The sequence below is a fragment of the Streptomyces sp. NPDC005566 genome (assembly GCF_040605575.1).
GTDB lineage: Bacteria > Actinomycetota > Actinomycetes > Streptomycetales > Streptomycetaceae > Streptomyces.
The window spans coordinates 45,890-68,104 of the sequence record NZ_JBEXDB010000021.1; the positions used below are offsets into that span (position 1 = coordinate 45,890).

At 70.4% G+C, this 22,215-nt stretch carries 19 protein-coding genes; 2 read left to right on the top strand and 17 right to left on the bottom strand.

The window, feature by feature from the left end; all coding sequences use genetic code 11:
* Window positions 1–3 precede the first annotated feature (3 nt).
* The 4 genes from ABZS61_RS28900 to ABZS61_RS28915 form a co-directional block, all read right to left on the bottom strand.
* Window positions 4–975: a sugar ABC transporter permease gene (locus ABZS61_RS28900; RefSeq protein ID WP_356427470.1), complete on the bottom strand. Its 972-nt coding sequence runs from the start codon at window positions 973–975 to the stop codon at window positions 4–6.
* Between the two features lie 2 nt (window positions 976–977).
* Window positions 978–2,282 carry an extracellular solute-binding protein gene (locus ABZS61_RS28905; protein WP_356427473.1) on the bottom strand — a complete coding sequence of 435 codons (1,305 nt, stop codon included), beginning with the start codon at window positions 2,280–2,282 and terminating at the stop codon, window positions 978–980.
* Window positions 2,283–2,545: 263 nt separating this feature from the next.
* The gene (locus tag ABZS61_RS28910; RefSeq protein WP_329210492.1) at window positions 2,546–2,845 is read right to left on the bottom strand and encodes a DUF3039 domain-containing protein; all 300 of its coding nucleotides are present in this window, start codon (window positions 2,843–2,845) and stop codon (window positions 2,546–2,548) included.
* Between the two features lie 30 nt (window positions 2,846–2,875).
* Window positions 2,876–3,436 (bottom strand): YqgE/AlgH family protein, encoded by a 561-nt coding sequence (locus tag ABZS61_RS28915; RefSeq protein WP_356427477.1) that lies wholly within the window; start codon window positions 3,434–3,436, stop codon window positions 2,876–2,878.
* Between the two features lie 298 nt (window positions 3,437–3,734).
* Here ABZS61_RS28915 and murA point away from each other — a divergent pair, with 298 nt between their 5' ends.
* Window positions 3,735–5,075: a UDP-N-acetylglucosamine 1-carboxyvinyltransferase gene (gene murA / locus ABZS61_RS28920; protein WP_015608864.1), complete on the top strand. Its 1,341-nt coding sequence runs from the start codon at window positions 3,735–3,737 to the stop codon at window positions 5,073–5,075.
* A 385-nt stretch (window positions 5,076–5,460) separates the two neighbouring features.
* Here the strand turns inward: murA and ABZS61_RS28925 are convergent, their stop codons facing one another.
* The 6 genes from ABZS61_RS28925 to ABZS61_RS28950 all read right to left on the bottom strand — a co-directional run bounded on the left by ABZS61_RS28925 (window position 5,461) and on the right by ABZS61_RS28950 (window position 12,609).
* A complete protein-coding gene (locus ABZS61_RS28925; protein ID WP_003968811.1) occupies window positions 5,461–5,742 on the bottom strand; it encodes an HU family DNA-binding protein in 282 nt (93 codons plus the stop codon).
* 378 nt (window positions 5,743–6,120) lie between these two features.
* Entirely contained in the window at window positions 6,121–7,554 is a 1,434-nt protein-coding gene (locus ABZS61_RS28930; protein ID WP_356427481.1) for an NAD-dependent malic enzyme, read from the bottom strand.
* Between the two features lie 441 nt (window positions 7,555–7,995).
* Complete coding sequence (locus tag ABZS61_RS28935; RefSeq protein WP_356427483.1) at window positions 7,996–10,371, bottom strand: UvrD-helicase domain-containing protein; 2,376 nt, start codon at window positions 10,369–10,371, stop codon at window positions 7,996–7,998.
* An 84-nt stretch (window positions 10,372–10,455) separates the two neighbouring features.
* Complete coding sequence (locus tag ABZS61_RS28940) at window positions 10,456–11,331, bottom strand: zf-HC2 domain-containing protein (RefSeq protein ID WP_356427486.1); 876 nt, start codon at window positions 11,329–11,331, stop codon at window positions 10,456–10,458.
* Window positions 11,328–11,915 carry a sigma-70 family RNA polymerase sigma factor gene (locus ABZS61_RS28945; protein WP_356427489.1) on the bottom strand — a complete coding sequence of 196 codons (588 nt, stop codon included), beginning with the start codon at window positions 11,913–11,915 and terminating at the stop codon, window positions 11,328–11,330. Before ABZS61_RS28945 ends, ABZS61_RS28940 begins: the two co-directional genes overlap by 4 nt.
* A gap of 103 nt (window positions 11,916–12,018) precedes the next feature.
* The gene (locus tag ABZS61_RS28950; RefSeq protein ID WP_356427492.1) at window positions 12,019–12,609 is read right to left on the bottom strand and encodes an ABATE domain-containing protein; all 591 of its coding nucleotides are present in this window, start codon (window positions 12,607–12,609) and stop codon (window positions 12,019–12,021) included.
* A 109-nt stretch (window positions 12,610–12,718) separates the two neighbouring features.
* On the opposite strand from ABZS61_RS28950, the gene ABZS61_RS28955 reads away from it, so the two are divergent.
* The gene (locus ABZS61_RS28955; RefSeq protein ID WP_356427495.1) at window positions 12,719–13,342 is read left to right on the top strand and encodes a GNAT family N-acetyltransferase; all 624 of its coding nucleotides are present in this window, start codon (window positions 12,719–12,721) and stop codon (window positions 13,340–13,342) included.
* On the opposite strand, the gene ABZS61_RS28960 is transcribed toward ABZS61_RS28955, so the two are convergent.
* The 7 genes from ABZS61_RS28960 to ABZS61_RS28990 form a co-directional block, all read right to left on the bottom strand.
* Window positions 13,275–13,838: a GNAT family protein gene (locus ABZS61_RS28960; protein ID WP_356427498.1), complete on the bottom strand. Its 564-nt coding sequence runs from the start codon at window positions 13,836–13,838 to the stop codon at window positions 13,275–13,277. The two genes, ABZS61_RS28955 and ABZS61_RS28960, sit on opposite strands and share 68 nt — an antisense overlap.
* Window positions 13,839–13,858: 20 nt before the next feature.
* Complete coding sequence (locus ABZS61_RS28965) at window positions 13,859–15,001, bottom strand: uroporphyrinogen-III synthase (RefSeq protein WP_356427501.1); 1,143 nt, start codon at window positions 14,999–15,001, stop codon at window positions 13,859–13,861.
* 130 nt (window positions 15,002–15,131) lie between these two features.
* Window positions 15,132–16,463 (bottom strand): nitrate/nitrite transporter, encoded by a 1,332-nt coding sequence (locus tag ABZS61_RS28970; RefSeq protein ID WP_356427504.1) that lies wholly within the window; start codon window positions 16,461–16,463, stop codon window positions 15,132–15,134.
* 153 nt (window positions 16,464–16,616) lie between these two features.
* Complete coding sequence (locus ABZS61_RS28975; protein WP_356427631.1) at window positions 16,617–17,777, bottom strand: acyltransferase; 1,161 nt, start codon at window positions 17,775–17,777, stop codon at window positions 16,617–16,619.
* A gap of 371 nt (window positions 17,778–18,148) precedes the next feature.
* The gene (locus ABZS61_RS28980) at window positions 18,149–20,347 is read right to left on the bottom strand and encodes a glycosyltransferase (protein ID WP_356427508.1); all 2,199 of its coding nucleotides are present in this window, start codon (window positions 20,345–20,347) and stop codon (window positions 18,149–18,151) included.
* 2 nt (window positions 20,348–20,349) lie between these two features.
* The gene (locus ABZS61_RS28985; protein WP_356427511.1) at window positions 20,350–21,006 is read right to left on the bottom strand and encodes a hypothetical protein; all 657 of its coding nucleotides are present in this window, start codon (window positions 21,004–21,006) and stop codon (window positions 20,350–20,352) included.
* 165 nt (window positions 21,007–21,171) lie between these two features.
* A complete protein-coding gene (locus ABZS61_RS28990; RefSeq protein ID WP_356427514.1) occupies window positions 21,172–22,152 on the bottom strand; it encodes a LysR family transcriptional regulator in 981 nt (326 codons plus the stop codon).
* Window positions 22,153–22,215 lie beyond the last annotated feature (63 nt).

A 22,215-nucleotide genomic window follows, 5' to 3' on the forward strand; every position in this document is an offset into this window, starting at 1 on the left:
TGCTCACAGTTCCTCCCCCTGGCGTCGCACCAGGCGCAGATAGACCAGCGTCACGGCCAGCAGGATCACCAGCATCACGACGCCGATCGCCGATCCGAGGCTGTACTGCGAGGACGCGAACGCCTTCTGGTACGCGTACACGTTGAGCACCAGGTTCTGCCCGGCTATGCCGCCGCCGTTGGTCATGACGTAGATCTGGGTGAAGACCTTGAAGTCCCAGATGATCGACTGGATGGTGACGACGATCAGGATCGGCCGCAGCATCGGCGCCATGACCGACCGCCAGATCCTCCACTGCGAGGCGCCGTCGAGCGAGGCCGCCTCCAGCACCTCCGTGGGGATCGCCCGGATGCCCGCGTACACGGTCACCATCACGAACGGGAACGAGCACCAGAGCACTTCGAGGAGCACCAGGGCGAAGGCGCTGTAGCGCCCGTACGTCCAGGAGAAGTCGCCGATTCCCAGCACCTTGTTGACCGGTCCGAAGTCCGGGTCGAAGAGGAAGACCCAGACGGTCGAGCCCGTGATCGCCGGCGTCGCCCAGGCCCCCAGTGCGGCCATCATGAGTGCGAGGCGGGGCAGGGCCCGGATGCGGGTCAGCAGGACGGCAAGGGCGCAGCCGACGAGCAGGGTGGCGAGGACGCAGGCCGTGGCGAAGAGCACGGTCGCGAGGAGCACCTGCCAGAACTGGCTGTCGCCGAAGAGCGTCGCGTAGTTGCCGAAGCCCTGGAAGGTGGTCGGTTCGCCGCCGCTGACCTGGGCCTGGGTGTACTCCAGGAAGGAGATCAGGCCCAGCTGGTAGATCGGGTAGACGAGGAGTCCGCCGAGCAGGACCAGCGCGGGCAGCAGGTACAGCCAGGGGGTCCAGCCGGAGCGCCGCGCGGGAGATGCCGGGCGGCGCCGGGGCGAGCGGGCCGGTGTGCCGCCCGCCCCGGCCTTCTCGGGGGCTTTGTACGCCGTTGTGTTCGCGGTCATCGTCAGCCCGCGTCGGCGAACGCCGCGTCCATCTTCTTCGCCGCGTCGTCGGAGGCGGCTGCCACGTCCTTACGGCCGCTGACGATCTCCTGGAACATCGTCGGCAGGACCAGCGAGGCGTCGATCTGGCCCCAGGCCGAGGAGGCGGGGACGAACTTGGCGCCGGAGCCGAGCGTGGTGACGAACGGCGCGACGAAGGGCTCCTTCTCCGCGACCGAGGCCCGCACGTCCGTGTACGTCGGCAGCCAGCCCATCGCGTCGAACATCTTCGCCTGGGTCTTCTTGCCGGTCAGCGACTTCATCAGGTCGACGGCGAGGGTGCGGTGCGAACTGCTCTTCAGGACACCGATGTTGTTTCCGCCGGCGAACGCCGGGGCGATCGAGCCCTCCGCCACACCGGGCAGTGGCACGACGGCGTACTTGCCCTTGACGCTGCCCGCCTCGACGGCCGCGTGGCTGAAGTCGCCGCCGATCGCCATGGCCGCCTTGCCGGACGCGAAGGCGGTGACGGTCGCGTTGCCGCCCATGGAGGCGCACTTGGCCGCGGGGCAGTTGTCGTCGCCGAAGAGGGAGGTGTAGGCCTCGATGCCCTTGCGTGCCTTCTCGCTGTTGATGGCCGACGCGTAGGTCACCCCGGTCTCGTCGGCCAGTTCGCCGCCGTGCGCCCAGATGAAGGGCATCGCGCCGTAGGTGTACGCGCCGCCGACCGCGAGGCCGTACAGGTCCGGCTTCTCCTTGTGGACCTTCTTGGCCGTGGAGATCAGCTCGGCCTGGGACTTGGGGGGCTCGATGCCGAGGTCCTCGAAGATGTCGGTGCGGTAGTACAGCGCCCGGACGCCGACGAAGAGCGGCGCCCCGTACACCTGTCCGTCGACCGTCACGGACTGCTTGGCGGTCGGGTCGGTGTCCTTGGCGTCACCCCAGGCCGCGAACTCCTTGCTCACATCGGCCAGCCCGCCGTCCTTCACGTAGCCGGCCGTGTCCGTGTTGCCGTACTCGATGAGGTCGGGGGCGCTCTTCGGGTCGTTGAAGGCGGCCTTGATGCGCTGGGCGCGGGTGTCGACGGGTATGTACTCGACTTCGACGTCCGCCCCCTCGTGGGACTTCTCGAAGTCGGCGACCGCCGCGTCGACGACCTTCTCCTTGGGCTTGTTGCCGACTTCCTGGAAGAGCCAGACGCGAAGCGTGCCGCTCTTCTTGTCCCCGTCGGCGCCGGTGTCGGAGGTCTGGGGCGCGCAGGCGGTGGCGGTGAGGCCCGCCAGCACAAGCGCGGCTGCCGGGGCGGCAATTCGGGCAGAAAGCTTCATCCGGAACCCTTACCGGTCAGTCGTTGCATCATGTGCAACGCACGTTTCGTTCTGCACAACTTGCAGGAGAGTAAGGGCGCACCCGGACGCCGACAAGTGGTCTCAACCACTCTGTGACCACCCGGAGCACCCCGTGCAACGCACCCCCCACGCGCCTGCCCGTCCCGGGCACGGGAAAGACCCCCGGCAGACGAAAGACCCCCGGGGCGCGCATCGCTGCGTGCCCCGGGGGTCAGGTCCCGGAGGGTGAAAAAGGCCGCGGACTACTTCTTGCTGCTGTCCTTGCCGCCCTTGCCCTTGTCCTTGTCGCCGCCGGCGCCCATGGACTCGTAGATCTCCTTGCACATGGGACAGACCGGATACTTCTTGGGGTCGCGCCCCGGTACCCAGACCTTGCCGCAGAGTGCCACCACGGGAGTGCCCTCCAGGGCGCTCGCCATGATCTTGTCCTTCTGGACGTAATGGGCGTAGCGCTCGTGGTCGCCGTCGCCGTTCGACACCTGTGGCGTCGGCTCTACGAGGGTCCCCGTACCTGCCCCGCGCTCGGGCTCAAGAGTGCTCATAACTGCCAAGCGTACTGAAAGCCCGGGGCATCAGTTCAGCGAAGGGTCGTCGGCATACGTGGCGATCATGGCGAGCTCACTGCGCTGGCGCCGCAGAACGGCCCGCCAGAGGCGCTCCGGACGCGGCGACGACACATCGCCCGGCTCCGACTCGACCACGTACCAGGCGCCCTCCGTCAGCTCCGTCTCGAGCTGCCCGGGGCCCCAGCCCGCGTACCCCGCGAAGATCCGCAGCGAACCGAGCGCCGCGGCGACCAGCTCCGGCGGCGCCTCCAGGTCCACCAGGCCGATCGCCCCGTGGACCCGGCGCCAGCCCAGCGGGCCCTCGTCCCCGGGGATCACCGCCACTCCGAGGGCGGAGTCGAGCGAGACCGGACCGCCCTGGAACACCACGTCCGGCTCACCGGTCAGACCGGCCCAGGACTCGAGGATGTCACCGACGCCGACCGGGGTCGGGCGGTTCAGGACCACGCCGAGCGAACCCTCCTCGTCGTGGTCGAGGAGGAGCACCACCGCGCGGTCGAAATTCGGGTCCGCCAGGGCGGGCGCGGCCACGAGCAGCCGCCCTGTGAGCGAGGACACCTCGGTCATGGCAGAAATGATCCCGCATCTTCGCCCTCCGTGGGGACCAACGGGCCCGCCCGGCCACCGAAGGCCGTGCTCCGCAGCTCAGGGGCGCACAGCCGCGCCACAGGCGCACGGGGAGCGCACGAATCCGACCGGATCGGACCGCTTCGCGGACGGTAACCCTCCGCAAGGCTTGTGGGGCAGAACGTGTTGTGGCGGATTCATGACGTTCGTACACCCCCCTGTGACTTACGGAAGGGGGGTGGGGGGCCATTACCCTTTTCGATGGCCCCCCGCCCGACCACTCCGGAACGCGAGATACATGACCGGCACAGACGATGTCCTGCTTGTCCACGGCGGCACCCCGCTGGAGGGCGAGATCCGCGTCCGAGGCGCCAAGAACCTGGTGCCGAAGGCAATGGTCGCCGCGCTGCTCGGCAGCGGGCCCAGCCGGCTCCGCAACGTGCCCGACATCCGCGATGTGCGGGTGGTCCGGGGACTGCTGCAGCTGCACGGTGTGACCGTCCGCCCCGGTGACGAGCCGGGCGAACTCATCCTCGATCCCTCGCACGTCGAGAGCGCGAACGTCGCCGACATCGACGCCCACGCGGGCTCGTCGCGCATCCCGATCCTCTTCTGCGGCCCACTGCTGCACCGCTTGGGCCACGCGTTCATCCCGGGGCTCGGCGGCTGCGACATCGGCGGCCGGCCGATCGACTTCCACTTCGAGGTGCTGCGCCAGTTCGGCGCGACCATCGAGAAGCGGGCGGACGGCCAGTACCTGGAGGCCCCGCAGCGACTGCGGGGCACGAAGATCCGGCTGCCGTACCCGTCGGTGGGCTCCACCGAGCAGGTCCTGCTGACGGCCGTACTCGCCGAGGGCGTCACCGAGCTGTCCAACGCGGCCGTCGAGCCGGAGATCGAGGACCTCATCTGCGTACTGCAGAAGATGGGCGCGATCATCTCCATGGACACCGACCGGACCATCCGGATCACCGGTGTCGACAAGCTCGACGGATACACCCACCGGGCGATCCCGGACCGCCTGGAGGCGGCCTCCTGGGCGTCGGCGGCGCTGGCGACCGAGGGCAACATCTACGTGCGCGGCGCCCAGCAGCGTTCGATGATGACGTTCCTCAACACCTTCCGCCGGGTCGGCGGCGCCTTCGAGATCGACGACGAGGGCATCCGCTTCTGGCACCCCGGCGGCGCTCTCAACGCCATCGCGCTGGAGACGGACGTCCACCCCGGTTTCCAGACCGACTGGCAGCAGCCGCTCGTGGTCGCCCTGACGCAGGCCGCCGGCCTGTCGATCGTCCACGAGACGGTGTACGAGTCCCGGCTCGGCTTCACCTCGGCGCTCAACCAGATGGGCGCGCACATCCAGCTCTACCGCGAGTGCCTCGGGGGCTCCGACTGCCGGTTCGGGCAGCGGAACTTCCTGCACTCGGCGGTCGTCTCGGGGCCCACGAAGCTCCAGGGCGCGGATCTGGTCATCCCGGACCTGCGGGGTGGCTTCTCGTACCTGATCGCCGCCCTGGCGGCGCAGGGAACGTCCCGGGTGCACGGCATCGACCTGATCAACCGCGGCTACGAGAACTTCATGGACAAGCTGGAGAAGCTCGGCGCGAAGGTCGAGCTCCCGGGCGGTTCACTCGTCTGACACCGCGCCGGACGCGCTCCGGCGCACGCACAGTGGTGCCGCACACACCACTGCGCACCCCGCGCACCACAGTCCGCCGCCCCGGCCCCTCACAAGGGTCCGGGGCGGCGGACTGTTCGCCGCCCCGGACAGCCCCACCCCGGACGCATTGCCTCACAGACACCCCAGGGCGCCCGTACAGGCCCGTACGGTCCCCAACCGCCCAACTCCGTACACCTGGGGCTCACAGCGGCTGTACGGGCCCTGTGCGGGCGCCGCAGGTGCCGCCGCTCTCCTGCCGCAGGTGCCATCGCTCCCCTGCCGCCGGTGCCGCCGCTCCCCTCCGGACATGCCGAAGGGCGGCCGTCCCGGTCAGGACGGCCGCCCTTCTTGATGCCTACGGGGCTTACTTGCCCTTGGCGGCTTCCTTGAGCTTCGAGCCCGCGGAGACCTTCACGCTGTAGCCGGCCGGGATGTTGATCGGGTCGCCGGTCTGCGGGTTACGAGCGGTGCGAGCGGCACGGTGGGTGCGCTCGAAGGTCAGGAAGCCGGGGATGGTGACCTTCTCGTCGCCCTTGGCGACGATCTCGCCGACGGTCTCGGCGAGGGCGGCCAGAACGGCGTCGGCGTCCTTGCGGGTCACCTCGGCACGGTCGGCCAGGGCGGCCACCAGCTCACTGCGGTTCATGTTGTTACTCCCGTGTTCTTCTTGCCTGTGAGGCGTGAGATCGAAGCCGATGCTGCCAGGGCCCTCTGACAGTCCCCGGACCCGGGTCTGATGTCAGACCCTCGCGCCCGAATACGCATCCTGCCCCCACCTGCGGCGGTAACGCCAATCCGGAACCCCTCGACGTCACACGAAAAGCACCACTGATTGCCCGTGGTGACGTTCCGTCGACTTCTTGAAGCGGTCCGCAGCGGAGGCCGGGCCTGTGGGGCTCGCTGCCCGCCCACCCTAAAGGGGCGTTTGGGACGTCGCGACCCGCGACGCGCCGTACGGGGCGCGCGGACGTGAGGTACGGCACCGTCCGCAGGAGCCGTGGCCGACCCCCGCGGACGGCGTGTGCTAGGCGGGATCCGGCGTCGCTCCGGAGGCGCCGGCCGCCTTCGCGGCGTTGCGGACCGCGCCCGCGACCGCGCCCGCGACCTTGTCGTTGAAGACCGACGGGATGATGTAGTTCGCGTTCACCTCGTCCTCGGCGACGACACCCGCGAGGGCGCGCGCCGCGGCGAGCATCATCTCCGTGTTGACGGTGCGGGACTGAGCGTCCAGCAGGCCGCGGAAGACTCCCGGGAAGACCAGGACGTTGTTGATCTGGTTCGGGAAGTCGGAGCGGCCGGTGGCCACAACTGCCGCCGTCTCGCGGGCGATTGCCGGGTCCACCTCGGGGTCCGGATTGGCGAGTGCGAACACGATCGCACCGTCGGCCATCGCGGCGACGTCGTCGCCGTTCAGGACGTTGGGGGCGGAGACGCCGATGAAGACGTCGGCGCCGGTGACGGCCTGCTTGAGGGTGCCGGTGACGCCCTCGGGGTTGGTGTTGTCGGCGATCCAACGCAGCGGCGAGTCGGGGTCGGCGGAGACGAGGTCCTCGCGGTCCGCGTGCACCACTCCGTGGATGTCGGCGACGACCGCGTGCTTGACGCCCGCGGCGATGAGCAGCTTCAGGATGGCCGTACCGGCGGCGCCCGCGCCCGACATGACGACCCGTACGTCACCGATCGCCTTGCCGACCACGCGCAGTGCGTTGGTCAGTGCCGCGAGGACGACGATCGCCGTGCCGTGCTGGTCGTCGTGGAAGACCGGGATGTCCAGCGCCTCGCGCAGCCGTGCCTCGATCTCGAAGCAGCGGGGGGCGGAGATGTCCTCGAGGTTGATGCCCGCGAAGCCCGGGGCGATCGCCTTGACGATCTCGACGATGGCGTCGGTGTCCTGGGTGTCCAGGCAGATCGGCCAGGCGTCGATGCCGGCGAAGCGCTTGAACAGGGCCGCCTTGCCCTCCATCACGGGGAGCGCCGCCATCGGGCCGATGTTGCCGAGGCCCAGCACCGCGGAGCCGTCCGTGACGACGGCGACGGAGTTGCGCTTGATGGTCAGGCGGCGCGCGTCCTCGGGGTTCTCGGCGATCGCCATGCAGACCCGGGCCACACCCGGGGTGTAGATCATCGAGAGGTCGTCACGGTTGCGGATGGGGTGCTTGGACGCCATCTCGATCTTGCCGCCGAGGTGCATCAGGAACGTACGGTCGGAGACCTTGCCGAGGATGACACCCTCGATGTCGCGCAGCCCTTCGACGATCTCGTCCGCGTGCGAGGTCGAGGATGCCGCGATGGTGACGTCGATCCGCAGCTTCTCGTGGCCGGAAGCGGTCACATCGAGGCCGGTGACCGAACCGCCGGAGGACTCCACGGCCGTGGTGAGCTGGGAGACCGCTGTGCCGCTCGCGGGCACCTCCAGCCTGACCGTCATCGAGTACGAGACGCTGGGCGCCGTTGCCATGGCCGAGTCCTTCGCTTTCCTGAGCTTCATTGCTGCCGCACGCACATGGGATCGACCCCGTACGCGCGTTCCGATCGTCGCACCTACCGGCCGGTAGCCGGTAATGACTGCCACCTTTCGGAAAGTTCTTTCCACCATACGAGAAGTTACTCGTTCGAGGGAACCCCTCGCCGGTTCCGCGCACCCCGCGGAAACGACAACAGACCCGCGCCACCATCAGGTGACGCGGGTCTGTCTTCTTCACTCAGGTGGCACCGACCCGCCATGCTCGCCTCGCGGCAAGTGGTCGCTCGAAGCGACGAAGGTTGGGCCCGGGGGCTTGGATCGAGCCGGTGCCAACACCAGGCTAACAAACACCCTGGAGAAGTGATTCCTGCGCGACGGGTTGACTCGGAAAAGAACCGCCGCCCGCACCGGCCCGCCGCTCCGCAGCCCCTCGGATCAGTCCCTCAGAAGGTCGGGAACACCGTCCCCGTCCGGCAGATCACGCTCCCCCGAGACCACGGTCAGCTGCTGCGTCGCCCGGGTGAGGGCCACGTACAGCACCCGCAGGCCGGCCGGGGACTCGTCCGCGATCTCCGCGGGCGATACGACGACCGTGGCGTCGTACTCCAGGCCCTTCGCCTCCAGGCTGCCCAGCGCCACCACCCGTTCGCCGAGCTCCGCCAGCCAGGCACGGGCCTCCGCGCGCCGGTCCATCGCCACGACCACGCCCACTGTGCCGTCCACCTCGCCGAGGAGTCTGCGCGCCTCCTCGCGGACGGTTCCGGCGAGATCCCCGTCCCGTACGGTCTCGAAGCGCGGCTTCACCCCCGTCGAACGGACCGCGGTCGGGGATTCCATTCCCGGCATGGCGAGCGCCAGCACCTTCGCCGCGAGCTCGGCGATCTCCGCCGGGTTGCGGTAGTTGACCGTGAGGGTGAACCGGCGCCGCGGCCGGTTGCCGAGCGCCTCGTCACGGGCCGCCGACGCCTCGTCCGGATCGGACCAGGACGACTGTGCCGCGTCGCCGACGATCGTCCACGTGGCGTGCCGGCCACGGCGGCCGACCATGCGCCACTGCATGGGCGTCAGGTCCTGCGCCTCGTCGACGATGACGTGCGCGTACTCGGTGCGCTCCGCCGCCAGCCGCTCCGCCCGCTCCCACTGGGTCTCCTCGCGCTGCGGCATCAGCTCCTCAAGACCCGTGAGCTGGTCCAGCGGGTCGAGCTCACGCTTCCGCTTCGGGCGGTGCGGGGTTCCCAGCAGCGTCTGGAGCTCGTCCAGGAGCGCCACGTCATGGACGGAGAGCGGGCCCTTGCCGTCCCCGTCCAGCCGCTTCAGCGAACGGGCGAGGCGGCGCACCTCACCCTGGTTGAGGATCCTGCGCGCCCAACGGCCGAGCCTGCGCTCGTCGGCCATCGCGGCCAGCACCCCGCGGGGGGTGAGTTCCGGCCACCAGGCGTTCAGGAACGTGAGGAACGGGGTCTCCGTGGAGACGTCCTCGTCGAAGGACGAACGGAGCTCCGCGGCGAGCTCGGGGTCGGTGTAGCGGCCCCGGCCCGACGACTTGTTCCACAAGGCGTCCAGGAGCAGTTTGCGGGCGCGCGGGCGCAGCAGGTTGACGGGCGCGGTGCCGCCGAGCACGTTGTGCCGGATGCGCCGGAGCTCGTCCCCGTTCAGCTCGACGCGGGCGCCGAAGGCCACCACCCTCAGCTGGGTGGGGGTGACGGCCGCGTCCGGGGCCTCCGCCTCTCCGAACGCCAGTTGCCCCTCCTGGGAGGTGGACCGGGGTGCGGGCTGCTCCAGTGCCCCGCGGGCCACCTTGCGCAGCACGTGGAGCATCCGGGAGGAGCCCTTGATCCGGGCCACGGCCGGCTCGTCGTACGTGGTGGCGCCCTCGATGCCCGCCGCCTCGTCGGACAGCGAGCCGACGGCGCGGATCGCGACCTGGCCCTCCTCGCCGAGCGAGGGCAGCACCCCTTCGGTGTACGCGACCAGGAGCGGCGTCGGCGAGACGACGAGGATGCCGCCCGCGTACCGGCGCCGGTCCTGGTAGAGCAGATACGCGGCCCGGTGCAGGGCGACCGCGGTCTTGCCGGTCCCGGGCCCTCCGGAGACCTCCGTGACGGAGGCGGCGGGGGCGCGGATCACCATGTCCTGCTCGGCCTGGATCGACGAGACGATGTCCCGCATGGTGTGGCTGCGGGCCTGCCCCAGCGCGGCCATCAGGGCGCCGTCGCCGATGACGGGCAACTTGTCGCCGCCCAGGTACGCGGTCAGCTCCGGACGCATCAGGTCGTCCTCGACCCCGAGGACCCTGCGGCCCTTGGAGCGGATGACCCGTCGGCGTACGACCCTGCCGGGGTCCTTGGGCGTCGATCGGTAGAACGGCGCGGCGGCCGGGGCCCGCCAGTCGATCACCAGGGGCGCGTAGTCGGAGTCGAGTACTCCTATGCGGCCGATGTGCAGCGTCTCGGCGACATCGGCGGTGCTGTCCTCCCGTACGGCGTCGTCGGCGGGCTCGACGGAGGTGAAGGCGCCGTCCGGGCCGCGTTCGCCGTCCTTGCCGTGGAGGAGGTCGATCCGCCCGAAGAGGAAGTCCTCGAACTCACTGTTCAGCCGGTTGAGGTGGACCCCGGCACGGAAGACCTGGGCGTCCCGCTCCGCGAGCGCGCCCGGCGTACCGACCTGCCCCCTCTTGCCGGCGTCGTGCATGAGAAATTCCGCCTCGTCGATCTTCTCTTCGAGACGGTGGTAGACCCGGTCCAGATGTACTTGTTCGACACCGATTTCCCGGTCCCGCAACGAATCGACAGCGGCATCCTGCGCGGCCACCGAGGCCCCCTTCTGACGTGCATTGGGCAGCCGTCAACCGTACGCGAAGAGGGGCCCCCGGCGCACCTGCCGCCCGTATTGCGTTTACGCGTCGATCTCCACCAGCCGCTCGCCGTCGAAGGTCCGCACCTCGAAGTGATCGATGTCGTTGCGCGCCATCGCCGCGCCGCCGTGCACGTACAGCGGGTACTTCGCACTCGCGTGGGTTGAATTCTCGATCCCGTACCCCCACTTCGGAACGGACCAGGAGGTGACGATCTCCTCCTCACCGGTCTTGGACACGGCGATCAGGCTGCATTTCTGCGGGCCCTTGACGTTCTTCAGCTGCAGGACCGTGTGCGTCCCCCAGGCCTTGGGCTCCATACCGACCGTGGCGTCGACCCGGGTGGTGGGATCCGTCGCCTGCAGCTTCTCCGTCATGTGCTGGAAGAAGGCGTCCTCGGCCGGGCTCGTCGGATGGGGATCGGCCGCCTGGACCGACTTCCCGGCGGTGTCGTCGCCCGTGGCCGTGACCGCGACCACGGGGCCGCCGATCACGAGGACCGCGGCCGCCGCGATCAGATACCTGCTGCGCCGCCGCCGCTGCGCCCGCTTCTGCGCGACCTCGTCGACCAGGCTGTCCAGCAGCCGCGGCGCCGGCTGCTCGGGTACGTGCGGGACGGGGCGGGCACCGGGGAGGGCCGCGGGGGCCTCCGCGAGCATCGCCAGCATGGGTTCCATCCCGGCGAACTCGTCGAGGTGGGCGGCGCACAGTGCACAGCCGGCCAGATGGGCCTCGAAGGCGCTCGCCTCGGCGTCGTCCAGGATGCCCAGGACATAGGCACCGGCCGCGTCGTGCTCCGGGCCTTCCACGGGGAACTCGAAGGGGCCCGCGGACGGGCGTGGGGGGCCTGACGGCCCCGAGGGGCCGCGGGGGCCCGTCGGCCGGGGCCCGAACGGCTGCCACTCGTGGTCGCTCATGCCGTGATCCCCCTCTCTTCGAGTGCGAGCTTCATGGAACGAAGTGCGTAGAAAACCCGGGATCGCACAGTCCCGCTGGGGATGCCGAGTACCTCGGCGGCCTCGTTGACCGTACGACCCTTGAAGTAGGTCTCGACCAATGCTTCCCGGTGAGCCGGGGTCAAATCGTCGAGCGCATCCGAGAGCGTCATCAGCCACAACGCCTTGTCAATCTCGTCCTCCGCGGGAATGACCTCCAGCGGCGACGGATCGACCTCGCGCGGCCGGGCCTGCCGGCTGCGGTGGCCGTCGATGACGATGCGCCGGGCGACCGTCACCAGCCAGGGGCGGACTGAGCCGGTGGCCCGGTTGAGCGAACCGGCGTTCTTCCAGGCACGGATGAGCGTCTCCTGCACAACGTCCTCGGCACGCTGACGGTCACCCGCGACAAGGCGGAGCACGTAAGCGAGCAGAGGACCGGCGTGTTCGCGGTAAAGCGCCCGCATCAGCTCCTCGTCGGGGACGGCGGAGGAAGATCGGGGCGGTTCACTGCGATGTCGAGCCCTGTGCGGACGGTCATCGGCCACGGCCGCATCCTTGCGCACACGATCCTCCTGGTCGAGACCCTGTCGAGCTCTGTGACCATCGATACGCACGCGGGTGCCGGTTCATTCAACGGAGTCACAACTTTCTTTTGCGACATGCGTTCTACGGAACGGCTCTGACCCGGCGGCGGTGCCGGGCCACCCGCTCCCGGTTGCCGCAGACCTCGCTGGAGCACCAGCGGCGCCGCCGCCCCCGCGACGTGTCCAGGTAGAGCCGCCGGCAGGCATCGCCCTCGCAGCGGCGCAGCCCCTCCCTGGCCACCGGATCCGTCAGCAGGTCCACCGCGTCCCGGGCCACCGCCGCCAGCAGCCCGTCGCACCCGGGGCCGGTGCTCAGCGCCCGTACGAGCGCGCCGCCCTTGCCCCGTACGGCCCGCAGGCCAGGGGTCGGCACGGCCGCGAGTGCGTTGATCCGGCCCAGGGCGGCGTCGTCGCCGCGGCCGGCCAGTTCGGCGGTCACCAGCTCTTCGATGACCGCCCGCAACGCCCGGAAGCGCGCCACCCAGGTGTCGTCCACGGCGGTCAGCGGCGTCCCCTTCGGGACCAGCCCGGACGCCACCAGCCAGGCGGCGAGCCGTGCGGGACGGTCCAACTGCTCGCAGGCTCCGGAGCCGCCCACCCCCGTCGCCACCAGGTCCAGACAGATGCGGCCCGCGTCGAAACGCCGGCCGTACGAGCTCGTGCCCGCCGCCATGCGCCTGTCACCGCCCTGGGGTCACCGTGGGAGTCACCTCCAGAGTGCCCGTCCCCGGCCTTGCCCGGAACCCCTCCTGCCGCCCGGCCCACCGCCGTACCGTGTCCCCATGATCGACGAGACGGTCACACTGACGGCCGGGCCGCTGCTGCTGCGCCCCTGGCGCCCGGACGACATCCCGGCGCTTCTCGCGGCGTACGACGACCCGGCGATGCGCCGGTGGGTGGGGGTCCCGGTGTCCGACGTCGCGGACGCGGAGCGGTGGCTGGCGGTCCAGCGGGACGGCTGGGCGTCCGGCAGCCGCCTCAGCTTCGCCGTGACCGATACGGAGCGGGGCGGTCAACTCGTCGGCAACCTCGCCCTGAAACGCCCCGTACCGGGTGCGGAGAGCGCCGAGGCGGGCTACTGGACCACGGCGGCGGCACGCGGCCGCGGCGTGGCGTCACGGGCCCTCCAGGCGCTCACCGACTGGGCGTTCACCACGTTCACCTCGGAGGGCCTGCGTCGGCTGGAGCTGCTCCACCAGGTGGACAACGAGGCGTCCTGCCGGGTCGCGGAGAAGGCGGGCTACCCGCTCGCCGAGGTCATCCCCGCCCTGCCGCCGCAGTACCCGCTCGCCGGCCACCGGCACGTCCGGCAGGCACCGCTCGCACCCCGGGAACCGCTCAGGGCTGCGGCGGTCCGTCGTGCAGGATCCGCTGGAACATCCGGTGGTCCTGCCACGCGCCGTTGATGTGGAGATAGCGCGACGCGGTACCGATGAGCTCGAACCCGGCCTTCGCCAGCACCCGTTGCGAGGCCGTGTTGTCCACGACCGTCCCGGCCTCGATCCGGTGCAGTCCGAGCCCGTCACGCGCCACCTCGCAGACCCGGCCGACGGCGGCGGTCGCCAGCCCCTGGCCCGCACGGTCGACGTCGACCCAGTAGCCGAGCCGTGCGTTGCGGAACGGACCGCGTTCGATCGACGCGAGCGTCATCGCGCCCACGACCCGGTCCTCCTCGTCGGCCAGTACCCAGGGCATGGCACGCCCGGCGTCCCGGTCCGCCAGCAGCCCGGCCAGGCGCTGGGCCTGGCCCTGCGGGGTGTAGAAGGCCTCGGGCCTTACGGGCTCCCAGCGGCGCATGTAGGCACGGCTGCGGGTCAGGGTCTCGGCGAAGGACTCGGCGTCATCGGGCGTCGCGGGCCTCAGCCGGACGCCCGCGACCAGAGGATGGGTGTCGTTGATCATCCCCGCACGGTAGCGATCCGTCAGGAATCCGCGTACTTGGTGTCTGCGGACGGGTCCAGCGCCAGCCGGTAGCCGCGCTTGACGACCGTCTGGATCAGCCTGGCCACACCCAGCGCCGTGCGGAGCCGCGCCATGGCCGTTTCCACCGCGTGCTCGTCCGTGCCGCTGCCGGGCAGCGCCCGCAGCAGATCGGCGCGCGACACCACCCAGCCCGGCTTGCGGGCCAGTGTGTGCAGGAGGGCCATGCCCGCGGGCGGCACCGGGCGCAGGGCGCCGTCGACCAGCGCGGCCTGCCCGCGGATCTCGAGCATGTGCCCGGCCACCGGGAGCGTACGGGCGCGGGCCGGCAGCTGGGTGCAGAGCACCTGGACGAGCGGGCCGAGCCGGAAGCGTTCCGGCTGGACGGTGTCGATGCCCCGGGCCTGCAGGGGCAGCGCGGTGACCGGCCCCACGCAGGCCGTGACGACGTCGTGCTGCAGGGCGGACAGGACCTCCGGGAGCATTCCCCGTGCCTCGGCCCGGTTCAGGTACGAGGCGGCGGCGGGGGCGCTGGTGAAGGTGAGGGCGTCCAGACCGCGGGCGACCGTGACGTCGAGCATCCGGTCGAGCGGGGCGATGTCCTCCGGGGGCATCCACCGGTAGACGGGTACGCCGACGACCTCGGCGCCGGCCGCCCGGAGCGCCTCGACGAAGCCGGGCAGCGGTTCGCCGTGCAGCTGGAGGGCGATCCGGCGTCCGTCGACGCCCTCGCCGAGCAGCCGGTCCAGCACCTCGGCCATCGACTCGGACCCGGGCGACCATGCCTCGGTGAGCCCGGCGGCCCGGATGGAGCCCTTGACCTTGGGTCCGCGGGCGAGCAGTTCGACGCCGCGCAGCAGGTCCAGGAGCTGGTCACCGATGCCCCAGCCGTCGGCGGCCTCCACCCAGCCCCGGAAGCCGATCGCCGTCGTGGCGATCACGACATCGGGTGCGTCGTCGATCAGTTCCTTGGTGGCGGCCAGGAGTTCGCTGTCGTCGGCGAGCGGCACGATCCGCAGGGCGGGGGCGTGCAGGACCGCTGCGCCCCTCCGCTGGAGGAGCGTCCCGAGCTCCTCGGCGCGACGGGCGGCGGTCACCCCGACCGTGAAGCCCGCGAGGGGCCCGTGTTGTGCGTCGTCGTGCATGGCGTGATACCCGGCTCTCGTCCCGCTGCTGCTCGATGGTGCGGAGGACCGAGACTGCCAACCCTGCGTGACAGTCTCGGTTCACCTGTATTTCCCGCCCGTTACGTCACCTGACACCCTGTGGTCATCCTCACACCTCGGCATAGCTGAGCTGGGGCTTCGCGGGCACGGGCGCGGTCCGGCGAAGGTATACCGCCCACGTGAGGGTGAAGCAGACGGCGTAGAAGACCAGGAAGGTCGAGAAGGCGGCCGTCCCGGTGCCCGAGGTCGCGAAGGACTGGCGGAAGGCGAGGTTGATCGCGAGGCCGCCCAGTGCCCCGATCGCCCCGATGAGTCCCATGGCCGCACCGGAGAGCCGCCGACCGTACGCCGCGGCCTCCTCGCCGCTCAGGCCCTTGCCGATCCCCTGTGCGTGGAAGATGCCCGGGATCATCTTGAACGTCGCACCGTTGCCCAGGCCCGTCAGCACGAACAGCGCGATGAAGCCGACGAGGAAGACCGGCAGCGACTTGATGCCGGAGGCGTACACGACCACACCGGTCGCCGCGGCCATCGCCGCGAAGTTCCACAGGGTGATCCGGGCGCCGCCGTAGCGGTCGGCGAGCAGGCCGCCCGCGGGCCGGATCAGGGAGCCGAGCAGCGGTCCGATGAAGGTCAGCGAGGCGGCCTGCAGCGGGGTCCGGCCGAACTGCGTCTGCAGGACGAGCCCGAAGGCGAAGCTGTAGCCGATGAACGAGCCGAAGGTGCCGATGTAGAGCACGGACATGATCCACGTGTGCGGTTCGCGTACGGCCTGGAGCGCCGCCCCGGTGTCGTTCTGGACGGGCCGCAGGTTGTCCATCCTGAGCGCGGCGCCCAGTGCGGCGATGACGATCAGCGGCACGTACACGCCGAGCACGATCCTCGGGTGTGCGGCGCCTGCCGTGCCGATCACCAGCAGGCCGATGAGCTGGACGACGGGGACGCCGATGTTGCCGCCGCCCGCGTTGAGCCCGAGGGCCCAGCCCTTCTTGCGGAGCGGGAAGAAGGCGTTGATGTTCGTCATCGACGAGGCGAAGTTGCCGCCGCCGATGCCGGTGAGCGCGGCCACCACGACGAAGGTGGTGTACGAGGTCCCGGGCTCCATCACCATGAAGGCGGCGATGGTCGGCACCAGGAGCGACAGCGCACTGAAGATGGTCCAGTTGCGCCCCCCGAAGAGGGCGACCGCGAAGGTGTAGGGCACCCGCACGATGGCGCCGACCAGGGTGGCCGTGGAGATCAGGAAGAACTTGCCGGCCGGGTCGACCCCGTACTCCGGTCCCATGAACAGGACCATGACGGACCACAGGGACCAGATCGAGAATCCGATGTGCTCCGACAGCACGGAGAACCACAGGTTCCGGCGTGCCACACGCTCGCCGGACTCACGCCAGAAGGTCTCGTCCTCCGGCTCCCACTGTTCGATCCAACGACCGGCCATCACGCGCCTCCACAGGGGTCGGGGTGTTGTCCTGCCGACGTTATGGAACCCGCGTTTCGGTGCGGTGCCGCGAGGTGACCGGTGCGCAACCTTGCTCTCACTCGGCCGTCGGGGGTGCGGTGAGCCGGGCCCGCCGCACCCCTGTCACCGGCCTCAGGACCTGCGCTTGCCCGCCCCGTTGGGCCACAGGCGGGGCCGGCGCTTGGCGGCGACGTCCTCGACCCAGCCGAACGCCAGGATCGCCAGCCCTATCAGCGGCCAGATCACGATGAAGACGAGCACTTGGTACGACTGCTCTATGTACGTACCGAACGTGTCGCCGAGCCACGGGACGGACCAGAGTTCGTCGACGAGCTGTGCGGCGGCCATCAGCAGCAGGTTGTGCCACAGGTAGATCGTCACGGCCCTGTTGTTGGCCAGGGTGACGAGGCTGTCCCACCCGGCGAGCCGTCCGGGGAGCTTCTGCCAGGACGGTGCGTACACGAGCAGGATCGCGCAGAAGCCGAGGGACCAGGTGGCCTGGGCCAACGGGATCTCGTCCAGGTTCCAGCCCTCCTCGGTGAGGTGGCCGGATGCCCACCACAGGCCGAAGCCCATGACGATCGCGGCGGACGACACCGCCAGGTAGCGCGGGATCTCCTTCAGCAGTCCGTCGTTGTGGGCGAAGCCCAGGATCCAGCAGGACCCGAACACGGCGAAGTCGATGAGACCCTCGCCGAAGGTGCCGGGGACCGTCACCAGGCCGGTACCGATCACCGCCGTGAGGCCGATCGGGGCGAGCAGCGTCACCCACGGCAGCTTGCGGAACGCCTTCAGCAGCAGGGGCGAGGCGAGCACGAACCAGAGGTAGGCGCGGAGGTACCAGAGCGGGCCCGCAGCCTGGTCGGCCCAGGTCAGCTCCAGCCAGCCGCCGGTCGAGCCGTTCTCCTCCGGGTACGGAGGGGTGCCCACCGGGAAGATGTAGTAGGCGATCTTGATGAACCACCACAGCCCCTCCTCGCGGAAGGGCTTCCAGCTCAGCGCGAACATCACCGGCACGACGACGAGCGAGAAGGCCCACATCGGCGGGAGCAGCCTGCGCAGCCGGCTGCGGATCACGCTTCCCGCGGGGCGGGCCAGCGAACGGGCCATCAGCGAACCGGCCAGGGCGAACATCACGCCCATGGACGGGAAGAGGACCGTCAGCCAGGCCCAGCCGAAGAGGTGGAAGAAGACGACGCGGACGAGGGCCACGGCCCTCAGGACGTCGAGGTAGCGGTCCCGCCCCGGCTTGGCGGCGGGGGCGGACCCGGTGCCGGCCGCCGGGCCGGGCACGGGGGGCGGGGCGGTGGGCGGAGCGGTGGTCGGGGCGGCATGGCGGGCCGTCCGGGTCGGGTCCGGGAACGCTCCGGCGGGCGCCGGGCGGGTGCCGGGTACCGCCTGCGGGGGGACGGCGGGCTCCGCGGCGAAGGGCCTGTCGGCCGGCGGGTACTGGACGTACTCACCGTCCCGGCCTGTCTCGCGGTACTGGCCGCTCTGGCTGTACTCGCCGCTCTGGCTGTACTGGCCGTTCCGGCCGTACTCGCGGCCGGTCTGACCGTACTCGCCGGTTTGGCCGTACTCGCCGTCCTGGCCGTACTCGCCGGTCTGGCCGTACTCGCCGTCCGGCGGGTACGGGCCGTCCTGCCGGGGCTGGTTCGGGTAGGTCATGCGACCGGCCTCCGGTCCCTGCCCGCGTCGTTGCGGCGGGTCTGCGTCGCACCGGGCGCTTCCACCGCTCCCGTACGGCGCAGCTTCTGCCAGCGCAGCCGGCCGCCGGTGAGAGCGGTGATCCAGGACTGGAGCAGCACGACGTACATGAGCTGCCGGTAGAGGATCTGCTGGAGCGGCAGGGAGATCAGGTGGACCATGCGCTCCCGGTCGAGCCGGAACGCGTACGCGGCGCAGACCGCCTGCACCAGCAGGACGCCGAACCAGGCGGCGACCGTCTTCCCCGTCGGGCCGAAGACCAGTCCGTACAGCAGGAAGACGTCGATGAGGGGCGCCAGCAGCGGGGCGACGACCATGAACAGGGAGACGAATGGCAGTCCGACCCGTCCGAAGCGGCCCGAGGGGCCTCGTTCGATGACGGCGCGGCGGTGCTTCCAGATGGCCTGCATCGTGCCGTACGACCACCGGTAGCGCTGCGACCACAACTGCTGCACCGACTCCGGAGCCTCGGTCCAGGCCCGCGCGTTCTCCGCGTAGACGACGTCCCAGCCGTCGCGGTGCAGGGCCATGGTGACGTCGGTGTCCTCGGCGAGGGTGTCCTCGCTCATGCCGCCGATCCGGTCCAACGCGTCCCGGCGGAACGCGCCGACCGCACCGGGGATGGTGGGCATGCAGCGCAGCATGTCGTACATGCGGCGGTCGAGGTTGAAGCCCATCACGTACTCGATGTGCTGCCAGGCGCCGATCAGCGAGTCACGGTTGCCGACCTTGGCGTTGCCCGCGACCGCTCCGACCCGGGGGTCGGCGAAGGGCTGTACGAGCTCGCGCACGGTGGAGGGTTCGAACACCGTGTCGCCGTCCATCATCACGACGATGTCGTAGCGGGCGTTCGCGATGCCGTTGTTCAGCGCCGCGGGCTTTCCCGCGTTGCGCTGGCGGACGACGCGGACGTTCGGAATCCACATCTCGTCGACGAGGTCGGCCGTACCGTCCGTCGAGCCGTCGTCGATGACGATGACCTCGATCGGGTAGTCGCTCGCCACCAGCGAGCGCACGGTCGCGGCGATGCACGCGCGCTCGTTGTACGCGGGAACGAGGACCGTCACCGGGCGGGTGAAGGGTTCGCCCCAGCTGAAGTCCTTGCGGCGCACCCGCCTGGCGTGCAGGAAGGAGAGCAGCAGCATGAGACCGAAGCGGGCGAGGACCAGCGCGCCGATCACCGCGAGGCCGACCACCAGCACGCTGGTGACCTGCTCGGAGATGTCCACGGCGGTGACGAACGCCTTGCCCTTCCAGAGCGCGAGCCCGGTGACCGGGGTGTGCGCGCTGGGTGCGCCGAGGGCGGCGGTGAGGTTGGTGAAGGCGTAGCCGCGCTCCTGCATCTGCGGCAGGAACTTCCCGATGGCAGCCACGGTCTGGGCACGGTTGCCGCCGGAGTCGTGCATCAGGATGATGGCGCCCTTGCCGTGCTTGGGCGTGGCTCGCTCGATGATCGCGTCCACGCCGGGGCGCTTCCAGTCCTCACTGTCGGTGTCGTTCACGACGGTGAGGTAGCCGCGGCTGCCGATGTACTGCGTGACCGGCCACGACTTGTTGTCCATGGCGTCGGAGAACGAGGAGTACGGCGGCCGGAACAACGATGTACGGATACCGGCGGCGCCCGCCAGCACCAGCTGGTTCTGGGAGAGCTCCCGGTCTATGCGGCTGGTGGACTGGAAGGACAGGTCGGGGTGGTTGAACGTGTGCAGCCCGACCTCGTGCCCCTCGTCGACCATGCGTTCCACGAGGTCGGGGTAGCGCGAGGCCATGGTGCCGGTGACGAAGAAGACGCCGTGCGCGTGGTGCTTCTTGAGCTCGTCCAGGACACGCGGGGTCCAGACCGGGTCGGGGCCGTCGTCGAAGGTCAGGACGATCTTGCGGTCGGGTATGCGCAGGGTCTTCGCGGTCCCGCCCCGGGCCCGGGCGTCGATGACCGGGCCGCCTTCGAGAACACTGTCCGGCACCTGGGTGGTGGGCGCCGGGGCCTGGATGCGGTGGTCGGCGAGGATCTCACTGTGTACGTATCCGCGCAGCATCAGCATGGCGAGCAGGGCGACAAGGAGGAGCGACGGAAGCAGGTAGCGCATGGGAAGCCTGCGCCGGACGGTCCGCTTCTTCTTCCGGTTGTGCCTGCCCCGCGGGGCGGGGGTTGTCATTTTTACTGTGCGCCTTCTTGTTGGACCACCGGTGGGGCCGAGGACTCCTCGGGCGGGGGCGGGCTCGACTCGACCGGCCCGGGGTCGGTCGACGGCGGAGGGCTGGCGGGCTGTGTCTCGGAGGCCGACGTCCCGGGAGCGGGCTGCGTGGCGACGTTGTTGCCCCTGGACGGGGCGTTGCTCGCGGAGGCCGAGGCGGCCGAGCCGGACGAGGCCGGTCCGGCGGACGCGCCGCCCGACGCGGTCGCACCCGTGCTGGGGCCCGGACCGGAGGCGGTGGAGCTGGGCGTGGGCCCGGGGGTCCCGGCCACCGATCCCGTGCCGTCGCTCGGGGCGGGACGGACCTCCACCTCGCCCGACTTCTTCTCCTCCTGTCCGGAGAGAGGCAGCCAGGGAGCGCTGGAGTTGCCGCCGAGCACGGCGACGACCAGCGTCACCGCGTAGACGGCACAGATCGCGGCGAGCATCCAGCCCAGGCGTCGGTACGTCTTGCTGCGGCGGCCGCTCTCGTCGACGAAGACCGGACCGTCGGTGTTGTCCGGCGGCGTCGGTTCAACAGGCAGTTCGGAAAGCTGCCGGCCGAGTCCGTCCAGCTGGACGGTGACGTCGTTCGGCTCGTGCGTGTGCCCGGTACGGGTACCTTCGCGCCAATTTTCCACAGGTGTTTGCACTTCCCCCACTCAATGAGTCGGGTGCGCGCGAATGACTGGATTTCTGCCGTCGGACCGGGCCCCCACCCTGTCCGTACGCCCCCACGCGGTGCACCCGGAAACATTGAATGTAGCGCACGCCGGTGACCGTCAGGCCCCCGTGTGAGGTGTTGTTCATGAACGGTGACGCATGAGTGACACATCGGCTTCAGGCAGCCACGAATCAGGTGGCCTAACCATCCATCCCTCTGTCGCAGCAAGTTCGGCCGCAGCGGCACGCAGCGAGTCCAGGCCGGGGTGCCTCGCCCCGGTGCGCCACACCAGCAGCAGCGGAGACAGCGGAACGGGCCGGACCAACGGGCGCACCACCGTACCCGGCAGCGGCGGGAAGTCGACGACGGTCAGAACGGGATGCCTGGACTTGGCCATCACCCGTTGCAATTCAGCCACTCCGACGGCCAGTGGTGCCGGTGGGGCCAGCACGATGCCCCACTCGCCGAAGAGCCGGGCGGCGAGCTCGGTCCACTCCCGGGTGCGCGTATTGCCCGCCCCCGCGTAGACGGTCTCCCCGGACAGTTCGTCCAATGCGACGACCCGGCGCCCGGCGAGATGATGATCGTGCGGCAGCAGGACGGCCATCGGCTCGTACCGCACCGGCTGTACGGAAAGCCGGGAGAGGACGGCGGGGTCGAGCCCGGCCGCCCGGCCGAAGGAGACATCGAGCCGCCCCGCGAGCACCTCGCCCGCCGCCCAGGTCAGGCCGCTCTCGAAGCGGGCCATCAGCTCGCATTCGGGTGCGAGCTCCCGCGCCCTGGCCAGGACCCGCGCCGCGGTCATCCCGTCGATGTTGAGGTCGACGAGCAGCGGGCGGGCTGCCGGGTCGCCGAAGGCGGCGGCGAGTTCGCCGTGGGCGTCGAGCACCCGCCGGGCGTACGGGAGGAGGCGTTCCCCGTCCGGAGTGAGCGACACCTGGCGGGTGGTGCGCTCGAAGAGCTCCGTGCCGAGCTCCCGCTCGAGGCGGCGGACGTCCCGGCTCAACGCCTGCTGCGCGATGTAGAGCAGGGCGGCGGCACGGGTGAAGTGCAGCTCCTCGGCCACGGCGACGAAGGCGCGCAGAAGCCGGGGATCGGTATCGGAGGTCGAGGAGACGGACACACGTCGGAATTTACAACAGCGGTGCGTGAATCCGCGCGGGGCAGGTGTTGGACGGCACGGGCC